The following is a 15461-nucleotide window of genomic DNA, read 5'->3' as shown; positions in this document are numbered from 1 at the left end:
CGTTTTGCCAACCTTTATGGAGGGGCGGTCCTCTCCTATAATCATCTGAAGATTATTCATCTGAGGACACAGCATGCGCTACCTGATCCCGCTTCTGGTCATGGGCTGTTTGGGAGCCTGTGGGAAAAAATCGCGGTCGCACGATCGTTTGCCCAAAATCCCTGACTTTCCTGGCGAACCCTCCGCAGCGGACGACTGGTTCAACCTGGACAGCACGGAGGGCGGGATCAATATCAATCAGGTCTATGCCGCCAGCAGCCCGGCGCATGATGTAATCGTGGCCGTGATCGATTCGGGAGTCAGCACCACCCATGAGGATCTCAAGGATCATCTGTGGACCAATCCCAATGAAATCCCGGATAACGGGATCGATGATGATGCCAATGGTTATGTGGATGATATTCATGGCTGGAACTATATGGTGGCCAGCGATGGTTCCAGCATCTATGTGGAAACCTATGAGGTGACCCGCGAGTTGCGACGCCTCACACGCCTGCAGCAGCAGCGCGAGCTCACGGAGAGTGAAAGCATTTATCTGCAGACGGTGCAGGAAGCCTATGATCGTGGCAAAGCCGGGGATCCCTTTTCCCGCCAATACGATCTTGACTGGCAGCAGCGAACGGACGATCCCGATGACTTTACCCCGATCGATGCGCAGCACCCTGCCTACGGCAACAATAAGGTCATTGATGACAATAGTCATGGCACGCATGTGGCCGGTATCATGGCTGCAAGCCGCAGCAACGAAGTGGGAATCCGAGGTGTGGCGGACCGCGCCCGCATCATGATCCTGAAAGCGGTTCCTGATGGCGATGAACAGGATAAGGATATCTATCATGCCGTGCGTTATGCGGTGGATCACGGAGCGCGGGTGATCAATATGAGCTTTGGCAAGGATTTTTCACCGCATCAGGATAAGGTACGGGAAGCCTTTCTTTATGCCCATGAACATGATGTTCTGCTCGTTCATGCCGCCGGCAATTCAGGTTCGAATATGGATACGTCGCTCTTTTTTCCTTCGCGTGCTGTTCATCCCGGTCAGGCGTTCCTGGAGAGCTGGCTGGATGTCGGCGCAGTGGGACGCGGTGCGGATTCACCTTTGGCTGTCTTCAGCAATTATGGAAAGGCCAACGTCGATATCCTGGCTCCCGGGGTCAACATCAGCTCCTGCGTCCCCGTTGACAGCTATGCCGCCTATTCCGGAACCAGCATGGCCGCACCGGTGGTCGCGGGCACCGCGGCCTTGATGTTCTCCCTGTTTCCGGATTTGCCGGCACGTGAGCTGCGCACGCTGATGCTGGAGTCCGCCCGCACCACCGGCACGGACGGTCAGATCCTGCCTCTCGAGGACAAGGCCATAGCGGGCGGTGTCATCGATGCCTTGGCGCTTATGCAGAAGATTCAGGAGCATCAAGCCACGGTCCCTCAATAACGAGATGCACGATCCCCTTTTCATGGGTCGTGTCAAGAGTGGCTGACATGGAGGCGAGCAGCTCGTCGGTCAAGGACTGGCTGATCTCATCGTCGAGCTGCTCCTGATCATAGGGCGCGGCATAGGCAATCGTAATTTGCAGGCAGTCCTGACGCTCGCGCACCTGGATTCGCAAGGGACTGCCGGGTTCTGGCGCTGGACTGGCAAAGGTCGGCTGCAGGCAAAGGACAACGAGCATGCTCAGTCGCCCCAGGGGTCCAACCATCATAAGGTCCTCCGGCTCAGAATTCATCTGCAGATCCCAGGATTTTTCCGTCACCCGCCGCAGCACAATATGGGTCAGATGCTCAAGCCAGATGGCGGCGGCCATCCGTTCCGCCTTCTCCACCTGTTTCGGATGGGCGAGCAGGGAAAACGATTCCGAAATGCGTGTCACGGATTGCAGGTCCTGCCCTATGCTGTCGAGAACTTTGATATCATCATGCGGATCAGCCTGATCCTTGAGGAGAGCGGCATGATGCGCCTGCAGATTCAAAAGCGGTTTTTCAAGGAGAAAGGCCGCGCTGATCGCCAGTTCGCTGAGTTCCCGCATGCGGGCCGTTTGCAGCTGCCATTCCTTTTCCTTCTGCCAGACACGGCGATTGTTGCGAGCCAAAGCCAGAAAGGCTATGACCATGAGCAGCATGATAAAGCAATTGAGGACGAGCGAGGACACCAGGCGGGTCATGTAATGTTCAAATGTCAGATTATAGGGAAGATTGAGACCGAACTGACGAAGATAAAGGATCTGAACGATAAGAACTACGATCATACCCCCAGCTATCCAGCAGGCCAGGCGCGGGCGGGTCACTAAAAAAACACCCAAAATTATTGAGGGATACCAAAGCAGACTGACAGAAAGAACGCTGCGGTCATAAACGGACATGAACAGGACCGTGACGAGAAAAATAAACACGAGATACGCCGTGCCAAACTCCTGGGGCCGCGCGACCCATTTCAGGGCGAGCAAGGACCCGCTTATAATGGCAAGAAACACATAGCCCGACACGAGCAGCATGCCAGCCGCATCTTCTGTATGCAGCTGCAGCAGATGCAGCGAGGACGACACCAGGGCCACGCTTATCATCAGAGCGGTACTGCGGGCCCGGAAGCGATCGCCTGCAGGCCAGGCGCGGATATGTTTGGGCAGAAGCGCATCCAGTGCCCTGAGGGAGACAAGAGCCAAACTTTTCGGAATATAGCCCATCAGCTCTTCATTCCCATCCAAGGCAGGGACAGCGGCAATGTCAGGCGAAAGATATTTTCCCCCTGCAGCCTTTGAAAGTTCAAGGATCCCCCGTGCTCCTGGACCAGCTTGCGACAGGCATTCAAGGCCAGACCACGGGTCCGCTGCCCATTCCATGGAGAACGATCACTGATCTGAATATCGACCCGTCCCCCGGGCTGACGCTGAATCTGAACCCGGACCTGGCTATCATTTTGATGATAGGTGGCTTCAATCACCTCATGCAGAAGCGAGAACAATACGAAAGCAATCTGCTCCGGCCGGCACAGGACAAAGCTGCGCTCATGACTCTCCTTCCAATCCACCGTCACGCCACGCGATTGAGCAAAACTTCCGATTTGATTGCGAACCCAGAGCAGGATCTCCTGCAAGGGCGACGCCTCCACAGGAAGTTGTTGTTCCCCTCCCGCAAAGGCATTCAGTCCTTCCGTCACCACAGCCAATCGTTGCAAAGCCGTGTCCATCACCTGGAGTATCCTTTCGCGTTCGGTCCACGTCAGCTCATTTCTAAGGATCTTGATGCGAAACTGCAAGGATGCCGCATGAACAATAGCCAGCGGATTGTTCACCTCATGAGCCAATTGACCGACGAGCTGACCGATAGCCGCCTTGTGGGAGCTTTGCGCTCGGGCAATATGCTGCCTCTCGATATCATTCTCAACCTGTTCATTGAGAAAGGAGAAGGTGAGAGCAATTAAAGTCACACCGATTTGGGTCAGAAACGCGGGAGCCAACACATGGAACATAAGCTCATCCAGACTCCCAAAGATTCCCAGTTGCGGACCATAGCCGCTGTTCACACTGAGCAGAATCAGCGAGGCCAGCAGAGTCAGCACACCGGAGATGGCAGCCAGCCGCGATCCATCCATGAAACCGACAAAGACGATCGACCATTGAATCCAATGATAGGCCCCCATATACGGCGTCTTCTGCACCAGACCCGCCAGGAAAAACGCCATAAGTAGAACGGACGACAGAAAAAACGCTACATAGCGATATGCACCTGATTGTTTGAGACGATACAAAACAGCAGCGGCAGCGAGCAGCAGGGCGAGAGCCAAATGCCATTGTCCTTGCAGGAGCAGGAGCGGCGCCGGGAGCAGGGAAAAGAGTGTGGTCGCCACCAGAACGCGACCGCGGTAGAGCTCGCTCTTCTGGCGAATCTTCAGATCCTCGGCGAGAAAAAGGTCCAGCCATTTCAGGCTTAATTGTTTGCCACTCATGAGGATCCCTTCAAAGAGGCCGCGTTAAGGCTAAATTTTTGGGATCATAACCAAATCCCTGCGAACTGTCCAACCTGCTCAGGCACGGCCATCCCGTGCAAAAAGTAAGGATGGACCGGAATAACTTCGCACGTTTTCTGCCGAAAGGAATGCAGAATTCGACCTTTAGGAGGCAGGCATGGGCCGCACATTCCGCGAAGCCTGCGTCGCGAATGAATCAAGTCAACCGTGTATGCAGTGTCCTCCTACCGGGGTGGGTGGTTGATGCGCCTTTTGCTGCTCTTGACACTGTTGATAACCCCGGGTCGTCTTCTGGCCGAAGCGCCCGAGGCTCAAAAAGGCGTCCTGGATTTGCGGGCGGTTGACCTTGACCGCGTGGGATCCGTGCGGCTGGAAGGTGAGTGGCGCTTTTATTGGAATCAATTCGTTCCCCCGGATGCCATCGAACAGAATGCCGACTTCAGCTATCAACAGGGTCCTCGGGACTGGATGAACTATCAGCTCAATGGTGAAAACCTTCCGTGGAGCGGCGCTGCGACTCTGCAGCTGAAGGTGCTGCTCCCACCGCTAACGGATGAGCTGGTCATGCGGGCTCACCCGATGGTGATGGCGGGCCGCGTTTTCGTCAATGGGCAGCTCATCCATGAAGCCGGCACGCCGGGGCTGGACCGTGAAACGCCAGGCCATACCTACCAAACGGAACTCCTCTTCCTGGGGCGGGATCTCAAGGAGCTGAACCTTGTGGTGCATGTCTCCAATCACATGATCACGCGCTCCGGTTATGCCGCATTTGACATCGGTCTGCGTCCCAACATGATTCGCTCCGAATCTCGTGCCTCCAACAAGACCCACTTTCTTCTGGGTGGCATCTTTCTGATGGCCATCTATCACCTGTGCCTGTTCCTGATGCGGCGCACGGAACTGTCCAATCTTTATTTCTCTGCCATGTGCCTCGGCAACGGCATCTTTCAGTATGCGGCATCCGGTCTCGCCGCCCTGCATTTTCCCGGCATCAGTTCGGAGCGGGTTTGGGATATCTTTTTCATCGGCTGGTATAGCGGCGGGCTGGCCTTTGCCTGGTTTGTCCAAAGCGTCTTTCCTCGGGAGTTTAATAAGAAATATGCCCACATTGGGACGATTATTGCTGTCGGAACCATTCTCACCGTGATCTTCGGCCGCACGGATCAGTTTACCTTCGCCCCCAAACTGCACAAGCTGGGCAATACCCTGCTCTTCCTCTATATCTGTGTGGTCTGTGTCCGGGCGATGAAAGCTCGCATCAACGATGCACGCCTTTTCCTTCTGGCTGCGGCGATCTATTACGCATCGGCTGTGAATGACATGATCGTCACCACCGGCTATGCGAAAGGCGAGCTGCTTTCTGCGACCGGACTTTTCATCTTCCTCTTCGTTCAGTCCATTCTGCTCTCCCGCCGTTTCTCCAATGCCTTCCATCGGCTGGCGCTCGCGGAGACCGAAATACGCACGCTGAACGAAGGGCTGGAGCATAAGGTTCAGCAGAAGACCCGGGAAATTCGCGCCATCCTTGATCATATCAAGCAGGGCATTTTCACCCTGCGGCTGAATCCCAAAGCCGAGATTGTGATGGGCGAGGACTATTCGCGGCATCTGGAAGAGATACTCGAGGAACAGGACCTGAATGCCAGAAAATTCCAGGATGTTCTGCTGGCCAGAACCGACCTGACCAATGATCAAAGAAGTTCGATTCGCAGCACCATCGTCGCCGCTGTGGGCGAAGACGAGGTCAGTTTCCTCGCGAACAAGGACAACCTGGTCCGTGAGTTGCGCTTTCTGCCAGCCGACCGCGAGAAAATCCTGGAACTGGACTGGGAAGCCATGCACGATGATGCGGGCCGGACGGAACAGATCCTCGTGAGCATGCGCGACGTCACTCAAGTCCGGCAGCTTCAGCAGCAGTCGGTCCGTCAACAGAAGGAACTGGAGTACATCAGTGAAATCGTCAACACCACGCCGGATCAATTCGCGAAGTTTGTGGACATGTCCTCGGCGTTTCTGGATGAGAATGAGCGTCTGATCAGGCAAAACCGGCAGAAAAATCTGGAAGTCATCAAAATACTCTTTATCAATATGCACACCATCAAGGGTACCGCACGCACCTACTATTTCCATAAGATGACCGGCATCCTTCATGATACCGAGCAGCATTATGCCGACCTCCTGCGCAAGGACGCCGAACCCTGGGATCAGGACAAGCTCCTCCGTGACCTGCAGGAAACGCGCAACATCATCCAGCTCTATGAGCAGATCAATAACGTCAAGCTCGGTCGCAAGCGTGATCGAAGCCTGATCGAGGTGAACCGCAAGGTGGTCGAGGATAAGGTCAATTCCCTGAACCTGATCGACACCTCGGCGATGGATGCACGGACCCGTCATATCATCGAGGATACGCGGCGGACCTTCAATGAAGTGTTCTACAGCCGCTCCATCGATGTGCTGGAGGATATTCTCTCGGGTGCGGAACGGGTGGCCCGGGATCTCGGTAAGGAAGTGCCGATCATCAAGATCAACGACCCCGGCATCTCCATTAGCCAGGAGGCCCTGGAACTCTTCCACCAGGTCTTCCATCATATCATCCGCAATTCACTCGATCATGGCATTGAAACCGCGGAGGAGCGCATCCAGGCTCAAAAGCGACCGACCGGGACGCTCTATCTCGACCTTATGGAAAACGCCGACGGTTCCCTGCTCATGATTTATCGCGATGATGGCCGGGGTTTGAATCTCGCCAAACTCGAGGAACAGGGCTATGCGAAAGGTATTCTGCTCCGAGGTCGCGACTATACACCGGAGCGCATCGCGGCCCTCATCTTTGAGAATGGTCTGTCCACCTGCAATCGACTGACGGAGATTTCCGGGCGTGGGGTCGGCATGGACGCCGTGCGTCAGTATCTGGACCGGGCTGGTGGCAGCATTCAGGTCGTCCTGAATGGAACACCTCACCATGGATTTTGTCCCTTCGCCTTTCACATACACGTTCCCAAAAGCCTTTACACCACGGCGGCCTGACGCTTGATCGCGGTTTCTTTCTGTTGTCGGCGTTCAGGAAGTATGGCAGCCTTGGCTTGCGTGCCGAAGGGAGCTCTCATGCGCTACATACTTTCAGGGTGTCTTGGTTTGGGCAGTCTACTCGTAAGCCCTGCTGTGCAGGCCTTTCAGGTTCAGTATCGCGCCTTTCAAAGCCAGACGCGATTGTCTCACAATCGCTCGCCCGTTCCGACCGAATGGAATGGAGCCTATCTGAACGGCGCGCCGCAAGTAACAAGTCGCTCCCGCGCGGGGGACGAAACCGTCTTGAACAGTCTGGGCCATGAACTCAGCCTGGGCACCGAGCTCTACTATCCCTATGTCTACATGGATGTCGGGATCGCGCAGACTTATTATTATCCTGGTCCCGATCAGAAGATTGAAGATCTGGCGCCCAAGGCGGGACTTCAGGTTCTGACCAACGTTCAGGATCGCTGGATGCCCTTCCTGCGTGTTGGCGTTTCCCAGCATCGTCTGAAGCTGATCTCGCGTCGCGTCGAAATCCGCCCTCTGCCGGAGGCTCTGGGTCTCACGGCCACCGCCGATCGCTTTGGTGTCACACGCGAGTGGATCGATAATCCGCGCCTATGGAACGGCGATCTGAGTCTCGGTTGCAAACTCTATCCCGTGCCTACCACCGCGATCGTCCTTGAGTATCGGTACAGTCAAAGCCTGGGCGGCATCACCGTCCACGAGAAGGAAACCGGCATCAGCTCCTTTGCCAATGAAGCTGGTTTTGTGAGTGACAGCGAACTGCCAGGCTTTCGCATGATTTCCCAGGAACTTAGTCTGGCCATCGAAGTGGAACTTTAGCCGGAACTCAGTCTGTCTCATGGTTTTTTTACCCGAACCTTGACGGGACGGCGGCGTTGCGCCGGCACATCCCCTTCCACGGCCTTCAGATAATCAGAAAACAGGATCATGCCGTACAAAATCACGAGCTGAAGGATAAACCCGAGCAATAAGTAGTTCATACTGTTTCTCCTTGTGAGGATCAGTCTTGGACGATCTATTTTTTGGAACGGGAGAGGCGGACCTTAGTCAACCTGCTCCAGATGGAAATCCCCGCTGACACTGTTAAAGCTCAGCTCGCCTTTGGGATCCGGACCGAACGATCCTTTGGCGCTTGTATTGGCTATGCCTTTTGAATGGATTGTGTTCTTGGGCAGTCCTTCATAGGATGCGCTGACGCCTTCCATTTCAAAGGTGAATCCCACCGCTTTATTGATCTTCAGGTTCACATCTCCCGACACGGATTTGGCTTCGAAGCTTTTCACGGGAGAGTTCATGGTGGCATTCAGATCACCGGACACACTGTTGAAGTCCAATTCCAGGGTCTTTTTCAAAACGGCCGGCTCGAAGCTGACGTCACCATTCACATTATTGACGTTCAGATGCTGAGACGGCGCCGCCTTAAACTTCAAATTACCACCCACATTGGTCAAATCCAGTGTCGAGACCTGGGCCAGCGCCTCGGCTTCGATGTCACCCATGATGCTGTTCATATGTACGGTGCCCGCGAAGTTTTTCGGCAACTGCATTACCACGGACAGAGGACCTTTTCTGGTCAACTCCAGTTCCAGTTTCCCGGTCGATTCCGTGAGAGTCCATTCTTTGGGTGGCAGATAGCCTGTGAAAACAAAGCGGATATCATCATCCGGACTGTCAACAATCTTCCAATCGGTGATATAGCTTTTGATGACGATCTCTTTTAAATCCTTGCCTGCCAACTTTTCGGTGAAAGGCTCCTTCTTCCGGTTGGGGTTGTCTTCGTCCCCGCCCAGTTTCCCTTCATCATCACCGTTTCTAAACCTGATCTTGCGTTCCTTATCCCCGCTACCGATCAGGATGTTGTCGTCGTCATCCAGATAGATATGAAACTTTTCCAGACCCTTGAGCCCATCTTCCGCGTTGGCGGCGAAGGCCTCGCCGATGCAACTCGTTTCACAGCGGGAATCAAAGAATTTGCCGAGGCCAAGAGAGGCCAAAGTAAAGATGCCGAGGCCGATCACGAAATTCTGCATGCGCTTTTCCATGGAAAGTTCCTTCCTTGTCCCGTTGTTAGTCTGGTTGAATCACTTTGGCGTTCAATTTGATGTACTTCATCAATCCCAGCAGGAACCATCGGCTCAAGAGATAGAGCACGACACAGGCCAGGAGAGATGCACCGAAAATCGAAAAACTGTAAAAACTCAAGGCAAGTTTGGCTGAGAGCCCGACCGTGACCGGGGCCGCGAAATTGCCAATCAGAACCGCGATACCAAAAATCAGGCCGACGATTACAGCAACCCCGGCGAAAACCCAGGACATTCCGAGGATGAAGGCCAGCGCCAGAATCGGCCACAGCATGAAGAAGAAGTTAAAAGCCAGGATCGACAGCACCACCAGAGACGCTCGCGCCATATGATAAAGACTTGTGGTAAACTTCTGACCCTCAATCGGATTGGTGATGCGGGTCAGGTGATAATCCGCAACAAAGGTGCGTCCCAGCGTCCGCGGATCGCCCAGAGCGGCCGCGATTTCCTCGTCCGACTTGCCGCGTTCGCGGGCTTCAAATATATGCGCGCGGTAATCAGCCAGCACATCCTCGCGCTGGGTCGCAGGCAAAGGACGGAGGGCCCTTTCAAGTTCCTTAATGAAGTTATGCTCTTGCATGACTGTCCACCTCTTGCAGAAGATTTTGCATGGCCGCCGCGAACTCATCCCATTCGGTCCGCATTTCCAGATACACCTCGCGACCCTTATCCGTAATGCGATAGTACTTGCGCGGTGGACCCTGGTCCGATTCCTGAAGATACGTCTCAAACCATCCATCGTTCAGGCAGCGTCGCAGAAGGGGATAAATGGTACCCTCTGATATGTCTATATGGCGTGATATCTTTTCCACCAGCTCATAGCCATAGCGATCAGCCTGAGACAAAACGGCGAGAACGCAGAGCTCAAGACTACCTTTTTTCAATTGAGTTCGCATGTTGCGTTCCTTATACCGAAAAACCAGCCCTCATGTGCAGGGACAGGTATTTTGTAACACACGCTACGATGCATTACAAGGTACCGTGTTAAGAACTTTACGGTAGACCCCAGTGGAAACTTGAGCCCATAAGTAAAGATCAGTCCTTACGGCCTATTGCGGGGATCGCATTCCCGCGGAAGAATGCCAACGTTACGCTTTCTTACTCGAAGGGAGTATTTTTGAGGCTTCGACTGCAGACGGATGACCCTCTGCTGCAGGAGAGTGACCTCACATAACGCAAGGCAGGAGAGACTCATGCGTATGCTTCGCTGGCTTTTGACACTGAGTTTTCTGATGACAGGAGGCCATTCCATGGCGGAATCCAAGGAGGAGGCGGTGGCCTCTGTACTCGATCAATTTCATAAGGCGGCGTCCGCTCATGACTTCACGAAATACTTCGGCCTGATGACAGCTGATGCTGTCTTTATCGGCACCGATGCCAGCGAACGCTGGGATGTGAAAGCCTTCAAGGATTATGTGAAACCGCATTTTGATAAAGGCCGGGGCTGGACCTATCAACCGAAAACGCGTCACATCAATTTTTCCCCTGATCATGGGGTCGCCTGGTTTGATGAAATCCTTGAGAATGCCAAATACGGAACCTGCCGTGGCACAGGTGTTTTGGTCAAGGACGGCAAAGTCTGGAAAATCGCCCAATATCATCTGACCATTCCGGTACCGAATGAACTCGCGTCCACGGTGGTGAAGATGATCCAGGCTCCCAAACCGAAGTGAGAACATTGGACTGGCACGCCGTCGATGGTAACCTGAAAGGAGGCTTGCCACGAAGGAGTTCGCGATGCCCATCTATGACTACCAATGCCAGCACTGCGAAAAACAATTTACCGTTCAAGCCAGCATGCAGGATCCCCAGCCGACCCAGGGTCCGGCCTGTGCCGGTCCCTGCCAGATCCGTAAGTGTTTAAGCCGGGTCTTTGGTCAGGTGGCCGGTGCGCATCCGGCTCCGGTGGAAAAACCAAGGAGCCAGCCCAGGGAGGCTCCGTCGCATGTCTGTTCGAAATACTGCGATCTGCATAAATAAGGCTTCAGGTCGAAGCCGCCTTTTCCGCCATGAAACGCCTGTGCGTGCTCTGCAAACCGAAGACCGCCACCAGCCAGCCCAGCAGCATCAGTCCCGCGGAAACAAAGAGTGAGCGCCCGCCTCCCATCGACTCATACAGAATACCGAAGGTCGCCGGTCCCACGATGCGGGCCAGCGCCCCCAAAGTCTGGGATGTTCCCAGGGCAAAACCCTGCATGTGCTGCGGTGCGAGACGACTGGTCAGAGATGAGATGGACGGATTGGTGAAGCCCGAGCCCGCCGCCAGTGTAAAGAGAAAGAGATAAAGAAGCGGCAGACTGGGCGCCACCAGAGGCAAACCGATCATGGTCAAGCCGAGCAGAAACTGTCCGATATTCAGAGTCCGCACTTCACCCAGTCTTTGAATCAAAGGTCGGGTCAGTCCTCCGTTCACAAGCACCAGCATGAATCCAACATACATGAAAGCATAGTACTGCTGCCGTTGTTCCGTGATGAGGTAATCATCATTCAGCACCAGCGACAGGACCGACTCCACACCGATAAAGCCGAAGACCTGAAGAAAGCCCAGCAGAAGAACGATACGAAAGCCTTTGTCCTGGATGATCTGCCGGAAATCCTGCCACCAGACACCGGAGGTCTTATCCTGGGCCTTTGTCACCGTGGATTGTTTTACGTGCTCCATCAGTTCGCGCATTTCGGGACCGCAAAGACCATGATGCGTTTCCGGCAAACGACGTGCGACCACCACGAGGTTAAAGACATTCAAGACTGCGGCCGCCATCCCAATGCCGAGCAGGGAATGATCCGGGAAAAAGAGACTGACCAAAGCTCCGATGGCAGGCCCGAACGAGAATCCGAGGCCAAAGGCGATTCCAATCAGGGCCATGCTGCGACCGCGTTCCTGGGGAGTGGTGACATCCGAGATACAGGCCTGAGCCACGGAGATATTTCCCGAGGCCATGCCGGCGATGAAACGAACAGCCAGCAGCACAGGATAAGTTTGGGCGAGGCCGGTTAAAATTTGGGCGACGGTGGAAACCGCAATCGTACCGAGCAGGAGTTTCTTGCGCCCCATACGATCCGACAAGCGGCCAAGAATGGCGACCGCCAGCAAGGTTCCCAGCGAATAGAGGCTGGCGACGGCGACCGCTTCGCTGTCCGACGCTCCAAAGCGGCGAGCGACCAAAGGAATCACGGGAATGAACATGCCGAAACCAACGAGATCAAGGAATATCGTGAGGAACACGGATCCCAACACATTTTTCCTGATCTGATCCTTGGTCCTGCCAGCGCTCATGATTCCCTCCGCCTATGATCCGCATGAGTCGGTATTTTACCACAGCTCTAGCAAAGTTCGGGGAGGGATAAAAGCCGAATCATTTGACGCAGAAACCCCAGAGGGGTGCTTCCCTCTGGGGTCTGAAATGCGAGGGGACTGACTCAGGATCAGGGAGAAAGAATCACAATCGTCTTCACCGTACCAGTCAAGCCCGTTTTAATGGTTCGGGTGTAAGGTGCGGCTTCCAGCATGGTACCAAAACTGTAAGCGTTGGTGCTGAAATCGAGACCATCGTAATACAGTTTGCCGTCTTCGCCCGACTCCGAGATGTTGTAAGCTTCGAAGTTCTCGGCGATGGTGACAGCCGCATTATTCTCGTATTTTCTCAGCAGGTACTTGCCTTGGGTCGTGTTGTAGGACGAGAAGTAAGGCTGATCACCCGCCAGCCACAGGCTGATGGCCTGCTCATCGGTGCCTGAAAGCAGGGTCAGGGTTTTGGATGTGGTATCGACCTTGGCGAGGCCTTTGTATTCATCCGTCCAGTTGTAGTTGTTGGTGCTGCCGTCGGTGCTCTTCACCTGGCAGTTCATCCAGCCGCGAGTATACTTGGGCGTTGGGTTGGGTGTACCGTTGGTTGCCGTCACGGGGGTCGAGTAGAAATCATCGTTCGACAGCATGTTGGCATCGTCCGTCGCGCCACAGAGATTCGACACCGCGCTGCTGTAGTAGACATCACGGTAATTCCAAGTGGAAGCAGCAACACAAGCACTGTGGGTCGACTTCGTCGAGTCCGTACACCAACCCTCCTGAGTCCATGTTCCGCCTGCGTCCTGACATAGGTCTTCCGTTCCGTAGGTGGTATCGCCAGAGAGATAGGGAGTCCCCTTCAGCACGCAGTGCCCACCCTTGATATTGAGACTACAGGTAATTTCGCCTTCTTTTTTCTTGCGGATCTGACCAATCACATAAACATCACCCGTCGAGGTCTGCTTGATCGAAGAAATCTGCGAACCACCACCGGCAAAAACCTGGCCGCTGCTTTCGCAACGGGATTTGAATTGCGTAATCCAGGCATCCGAAGGATTGCTGTTCCCGTTGGAATAACCCGTTCCATAAGCGGTCACGTCCGCAGTACGAGTCAGGTTAATCCAGCTCCAGATATCCGAACCGCAGGTAATGGCTGGTGTGATGCGATCGCTGGCGGCCGATCCACCGTTCGGGTCAAAGTTAAAGAGACAGGCGCTATCCCAGGAGGCCGTTTGGGAAATCGTGGGATCCGGACCGAAGAAGATAGCCTTGTCACCGGTGGCCGAGGCGGATGGTTCGAACACGAAGTTCCACCAGTCCCGGGCGATTTCGATGATGCTGCTGCTGGGAGAAACATAGCGGAAGAAACCGCCGCTGCTGCTGCCGCTTCCATTCTGGCAATTGCTCGAACCGGTGTAGAAGATCCCGCCGGCTTTCGTCACCAGGAAGTCCTGCACGCAGATATTACTGTTGATCATCTCGGAAACTTCGCCGGTAGGCGTGCGTTTATAAACGACCATTTTCCCGTTGCCGTTGGGGATCGAACCAGGATAGTAGACATTGGAGGCATCATCAAACTGGAAGACCGAATTCCGCTGGGCCTGCCAGCTGTCAACAAAGTGAAGGTTATCGAGACACTCAAGGTTCCCGGCATCTTCAGGAGGATTGGCGATCAGGTCTTCAATCGTGCCGCCTTTCACCTTAAAGATTTGACACATATTACCTGAGGATGGGTCCCAGGCATCGCTCCAGTCGCCATCTTCAGGAGCCTTGTAAACGAAAGGCTGCTCGAAGTGGAGGTAAATTTCCTTGCTGGGGGAAATCGCGATGGTCTTGACGGATGGAAGTTTGGGCTTGCAGCACCAGCCGTTGGCCTCTTCCTCGTCATCACCGGAAGATATCGCGGATTGAACTTCACCATCCGAACCAACCTTGGCCAGCGAACCATCACCGGATCCTGAATCAGAATCGGCCAGCGAGAGGTTGACAGGTCCGTCTTCACCACCGATCAACCGGAGTGAACCCGTGGTTTGTGTGGGGTCGATCACGAGCACGCCCACTGCACCGGAGAAGTCGGCTTTGACATCCGTCAAGGCTTGCTGGCCACCATTCATTGGGCCACCACCGCCACCGCCGCCGTTGTCTTTTCCACCGCAGGAGGCCAGGAGAAACATACCTGTAAGGCTTAATGATAATACTTTCACTGTCTTGATACGCAACATAGTTCAGCTCCCTCTTTCAATAACATAGAGGGATTCGTCTGATCTTAATACGCCCCGAAGCTATTCTGTTAACACCAGGGATTCGTTCCCATAACAACCGCTCATTTTCCACGACTTATTTCGCTCGGAAAGGGACTATTATTGAATTTGGTAAGCATTCTTACGGGAGGATCTACTTTTTGTTCGCGTTGAGATAGTTGATCAGCTTTTCCTTCTGCGTGGCGCCTTCCTGTTCATCAATTTGTGTCAGAACCTTTTGGGCCGCTGCGGGGACGCCTTCGCCACCCGTGGCAGCCACCTGACTGAAGTTCTCCAAAATATTGGTGACATCTTCATCGGTCATGCTCTCCAAGCGTTCCGGATCCAGGCTACCCGATGGCGTCACCTGGGCGAAGCGGTTGATATACATGATGCTATAGGCCGACTGGTAGAATTCCAATTGAACGGCAGCCCCCGAGGCATAGGCAACCTCGGTGTTGTCCTTGCTTCGCAAATCAGCGGGTATGCTGAGAAGAGTATCCTTGGCCAGCGCCATCCTTTCGAGCTGTTCCGTCGTCGGATCCGCTGGCAAAAAGGAACCCATGGCATCCAGGAGTGATCCCGAGCCTCCTACATCCCCTTTTGCCACTTCGATAATGTCAAAACCAGCGGACGCGGCATAAGCGGCAGCCAGATAACGATAGCGTTCATAAACCTCGGGTTCCGCCGCAATGAGTTCCTGATAAATTTCGATCGCCTTGTCATAGTCAAGGGCGTCGAGCGCCTCACGGGCCTCTTCATCCTGGGTCAGGGACACATAGGACGTGGCCTGGCTGCTGGTACCGCAGCCGCTCAACGTCATCATCAAAAGCAGGAGTAAAGACCGCATCGCC

At 54.4% G+C, this 15461-nt stretch carries 14 protein-coding genes; 5 read left to right on the top strand and 9 right to left on the bottom strand.

The features are described from left to right. Positions 1 to 73: 73 nt before the first annotated feature. A complete protein-coding gene (locus tag OLTU_RS05680) occupies positions 74 to 1432 on the top strand; it encodes a S8 family serine peptidase (protein ID WP_141731789.1) in 1359 nt (452 codons plus the stop codon). On the opposite strand, the gene OLTU_RS05675 is transcribed toward OLTU_RS05680, so the two are convergent. Together OLTU_RS05675 and OLTU_RS05670 are read right to left on the bottom strand one after the other, a co-directional pair. Then, the gene (locus tag OLTU_RS05675) at positions 1389 to 2699 is read right to left on the bottom strand and encodes a hypothetical protein (RefSeq protein WP_218109860.1); all 1311 of its coding nucleotides are present in this window, start codon (positions 2697 to 2699) and stop codon (positions 1389 to 1391) included. The genes OLTU_RS05680 and OLTU_RS05675 overlap by 44 nt on opposite strands. Then, positions 2678 to 3940: a sensor histidine kinase gene (locus OLTU_RS05670; RefSeq protein ID WP_141731787.1), complete on the bottom strand. Its 1263-nt coding sequence runs from the start codon at positions 3938 to 3940 to the stop codon at positions 2678 to 2680. The genes OLTU_RS05675 and OLTU_RS05670 overlap by 22 nt, the downstream gene beginning before the upstream one ends. A gap of 264 nt (positions 3941 to 4204) precedes the next feature. Between OLTU_RS05670 and OLTU_RS05665 the strand changes: the two genes are divergently transcribed. Together OLTU_RS05665 and OLTU_RS05660 are read left to right on the top strand one after the other, a co-directional pair. Beyond that, the gene (locus tag OLTU_RS05665) at positions 4205 to 6988 is read left to right on the top strand and encodes a 7TM diverse intracellular signaling domain-containing protein (protein WP_141731786.1); all 2784 of its coding nucleotides are present in this window, start codon (positions 4205 to 4207) and stop codon (positions 6986 to 6988) included. 78 nt (positions 6989 to 7066) lie between these two features. Then, positions 7067 to 7819, top strand: a complete 753-nt coding sequence (locus OLTU_RS05660) for a hypothetical protein (RefSeq protein ID WP_141731785.1) — start codon at positions 7067 to 7069, stop codon at positions 7817 to 7819. Positions 7820 to 7836: 17 nt separating this feature from the next. On the opposite strand, the gene OLTU_RS31780 is transcribed toward OLTU_RS05660, so the two are convergent. From OLTU_RS31780 to OLTU_RS05645, 4 genes are all read right to left on the bottom strand, one after another. Further along, the gene (locus OLTU_RS31780; RefSeq protein WP_176736359.1) at positions 7837 to 7980 is read right to left on the bottom strand and encodes a hypothetical protein; all 144 of its coding nucleotides are present in this window, start codon (positions 7978 to 7980) and stop codon (positions 7837 to 7839) included. Positions 7981 to 8043: 63 nt separating this feature from the next. Then, a complete protein-coding gene (locus tag OLTU_RS05655) occupies positions 8044 to 9042 on the bottom strand; it encodes a DUF4097 family beta strand repeat-containing protein (RefSeq protein ID WP_141731784.1) in 999 nt (332 codons plus the stop codon). 25 nt (positions 9043 to 9067) lie between these two features. Then, the gene (locus OLTU_RS05650) at positions 9068 to 9661 is read right to left on the bottom strand and encodes a DUF1700 domain-containing protein (RefSeq protein WP_176736358.1); all 594 of its coding nucleotides are present in this window, start codon (positions 9659 to 9661) and stop codon (positions 9068 to 9070) included. Further along, the gene (locus OLTU_RS05645; RefSeq protein ID WP_141731782.1) at positions 9648 to 9977 is read right to left on the bottom strand and encodes a PadR family transcriptional regulator; all 330 of its coding nucleotides are present in this window, start codon (positions 9975 to 9977) and stop codon (positions 9648 to 9650) included. The genes OLTU_RS05650 and OLTU_RS05645 overlap by 14 nt, the downstream gene beginning before the upstream one ends. A gap of 297 nt (positions 9978 to 10274) precedes the next feature. Between OLTU_RS05645 and OLTU_RS05640 the strand changes: the two genes are divergently transcribed. Next, positions 10275 to 10754, top strand: coding sequence for a nuclear transport factor 2 family protein (locus OLTU_RS05640; RefSeq protein WP_141731781.1), 480 nt, complete (start codon positions 10275 to 10277; stop codon positions 10752 to 10754). Between the two features lie 64 nt (positions 10755 to 10818). Further along, positions 10819 to 11061 carry an FmdB family zinc ribbon protein gene (locus tag OLTU_RS05635; protein WP_141731780.1) on the top strand — a complete coding sequence of 81 codons (243 nt, stop codon included), beginning with the start codon at positions 10819 to 10821 and terminating at the stop codon, positions 11059 to 11061. Positions 11062 to 11065: 4 nt separating this feature from the next. Here the strand turns inward: OLTU_RS05635 and OLTU_RS05630 are convergent, their stop codons facing one another. From OLTU_RS05630 to OLTU_RS05620, 3 genes are all read right to left on the bottom strand, one after another. Continuing rightward, a complete protein-coding gene (locus tag OLTU_RS05630; protein ID WP_141731779.1) occupies positions 11066 to 12358 on the bottom strand; it encodes an MFS transporter in 1293 nt (430 codons plus the stop codon). 149 nt (positions 12359 to 12507) lie between these two features. Continuing rightward, positions 12508 to 14589, bottom strand: a complete 2082-nt coding sequence (locus OLTU_RS05625; protein WP_141731778.1) for a hypothetical protein — start codon at positions 14587 to 14589, stop codon at positions 12508 to 12510. Between the two features lie 172 nt (positions 14590 to 14761). Beyond that, positions 14762 to 15457 (bottom strand): hypothetical protein, encoded by a 696-nt coding sequence (locus OLTU_RS05620; protein ID WP_141731777.1) that lies wholly within the window; start codon positions 15455 to 15457, stop codon positions 14762 to 14764. Between the last annotated feature and the right edge of the window lie 4 nt (positions 15458 to 15461).

The organism is Oligoflexus tunisiensis, from assembly GCF_001748245.1.
GTDB classification, from domain to species: Bacteria; Bdellovibrionota_B; Oligoflexia; order Oligoflexales; family Oligoflexaceae; genus Oligoflexus; species Oligoflexus tunisiensis.
This window is presented reverse-complemented; position numbering and strand designations above follow the sequence as displayed.

Excerpts from the sequence above, each read along its gene's own strand:
- OLTU_RS05620 (WP_141731777.1), bottom strand. The coding sequence starts at position 15,457 with ATGCGGTCTTTACTCCTGCTTTTGATGATGACGTTGAGCGGCTGCGGT.
- OLTU_RS05625 (WP_141731778.1), bottom strand. The coding sequence starts at position 14,589 with ATGTTGCGTATCAAGACAGTGAAAGTATTATCATTAAGCCTTACAGGT.
- OLTU_RS05630 (WP_141731779.1), bottom strand. The coding sequence starts at position 12,358 with ATGAGCGCTGGCAGGACCAAGGATCAGATCAGGAAAAATGTGTTGGGA.
- OLTU_RS05680 (WP_141731789.1), top strand. The coding sequence starts at position 74 with ATGCGCTACCTGATCCCGCTTCTGGTCATGGGCTGTTTGGGAGCCTGT.
- OLTU_RS05645 (WP_141731782.1), bottom strand. The coding sequence starts at position 9,977 with ATGCGAACTCAATTGAAAAAAGGTAGTCTTGAGCTCTGCGTTCTCGCC.
- OLTU_RS05650 (WP_176736358.1), bottom strand. The coding sequence starts at position 9,661 with ATGCAAGAGCATAACTTCATTAAGGAACTTGAAAGGGCCCTCCGTCCT.
- OLTU_RS05665 (WP_141731786.1), top strand. The coding sequence starts at position 4,205 with ATGCGCCTTTTGCTGCTCTTGACACTGTTGATAACCCCGGGTCGTCTT.
- OLTU_RS05635 (WP_141731780.1), top strand. The coding sequence starts at position 10,819 with ATGCCCATCTATGACTACCAATGCCAGCACTGCGAAAAACAATTTACC.
- OLTU_RS05670 (WP_141731787.1), bottom strand. The coding sequence starts at position 3,940 with ATGAGTGGCAAACAATTAAGCCTGAAATGGCTGGACCTTTTTCTCGCC.
- OLTU_RS05640 (WP_141731781.1), top strand. The coding sequence starts at position 10,275 with ATGCGTATGCTTCGCTGGCTTTTGACACTGAGTTTTCTGATGACAGGA.
- OLTU_RS05655 (WP_141731784.1), bottom strand. The coding sequence starts at position 9,042 with ATGGAAAAGCGCATGCAGAATTTCGTGATCGGCCTCGGCATCTTTACT.
- OLTU_RS31780 (WP_176736359.1), bottom strand. The coding sequence starts at position 7,980 with ATGAACTACTTATTGCTCGGGTTTATCCTTCAGCTCGTGATTTTGTAC.
- OLTU_RS05660 (WP_141731785.1), top strand. The coding sequence starts at position 7,067 with ATGCGCTACATACTTTCAGGGTGTCTTGGTTTGGGCAGTCTACTCGTA.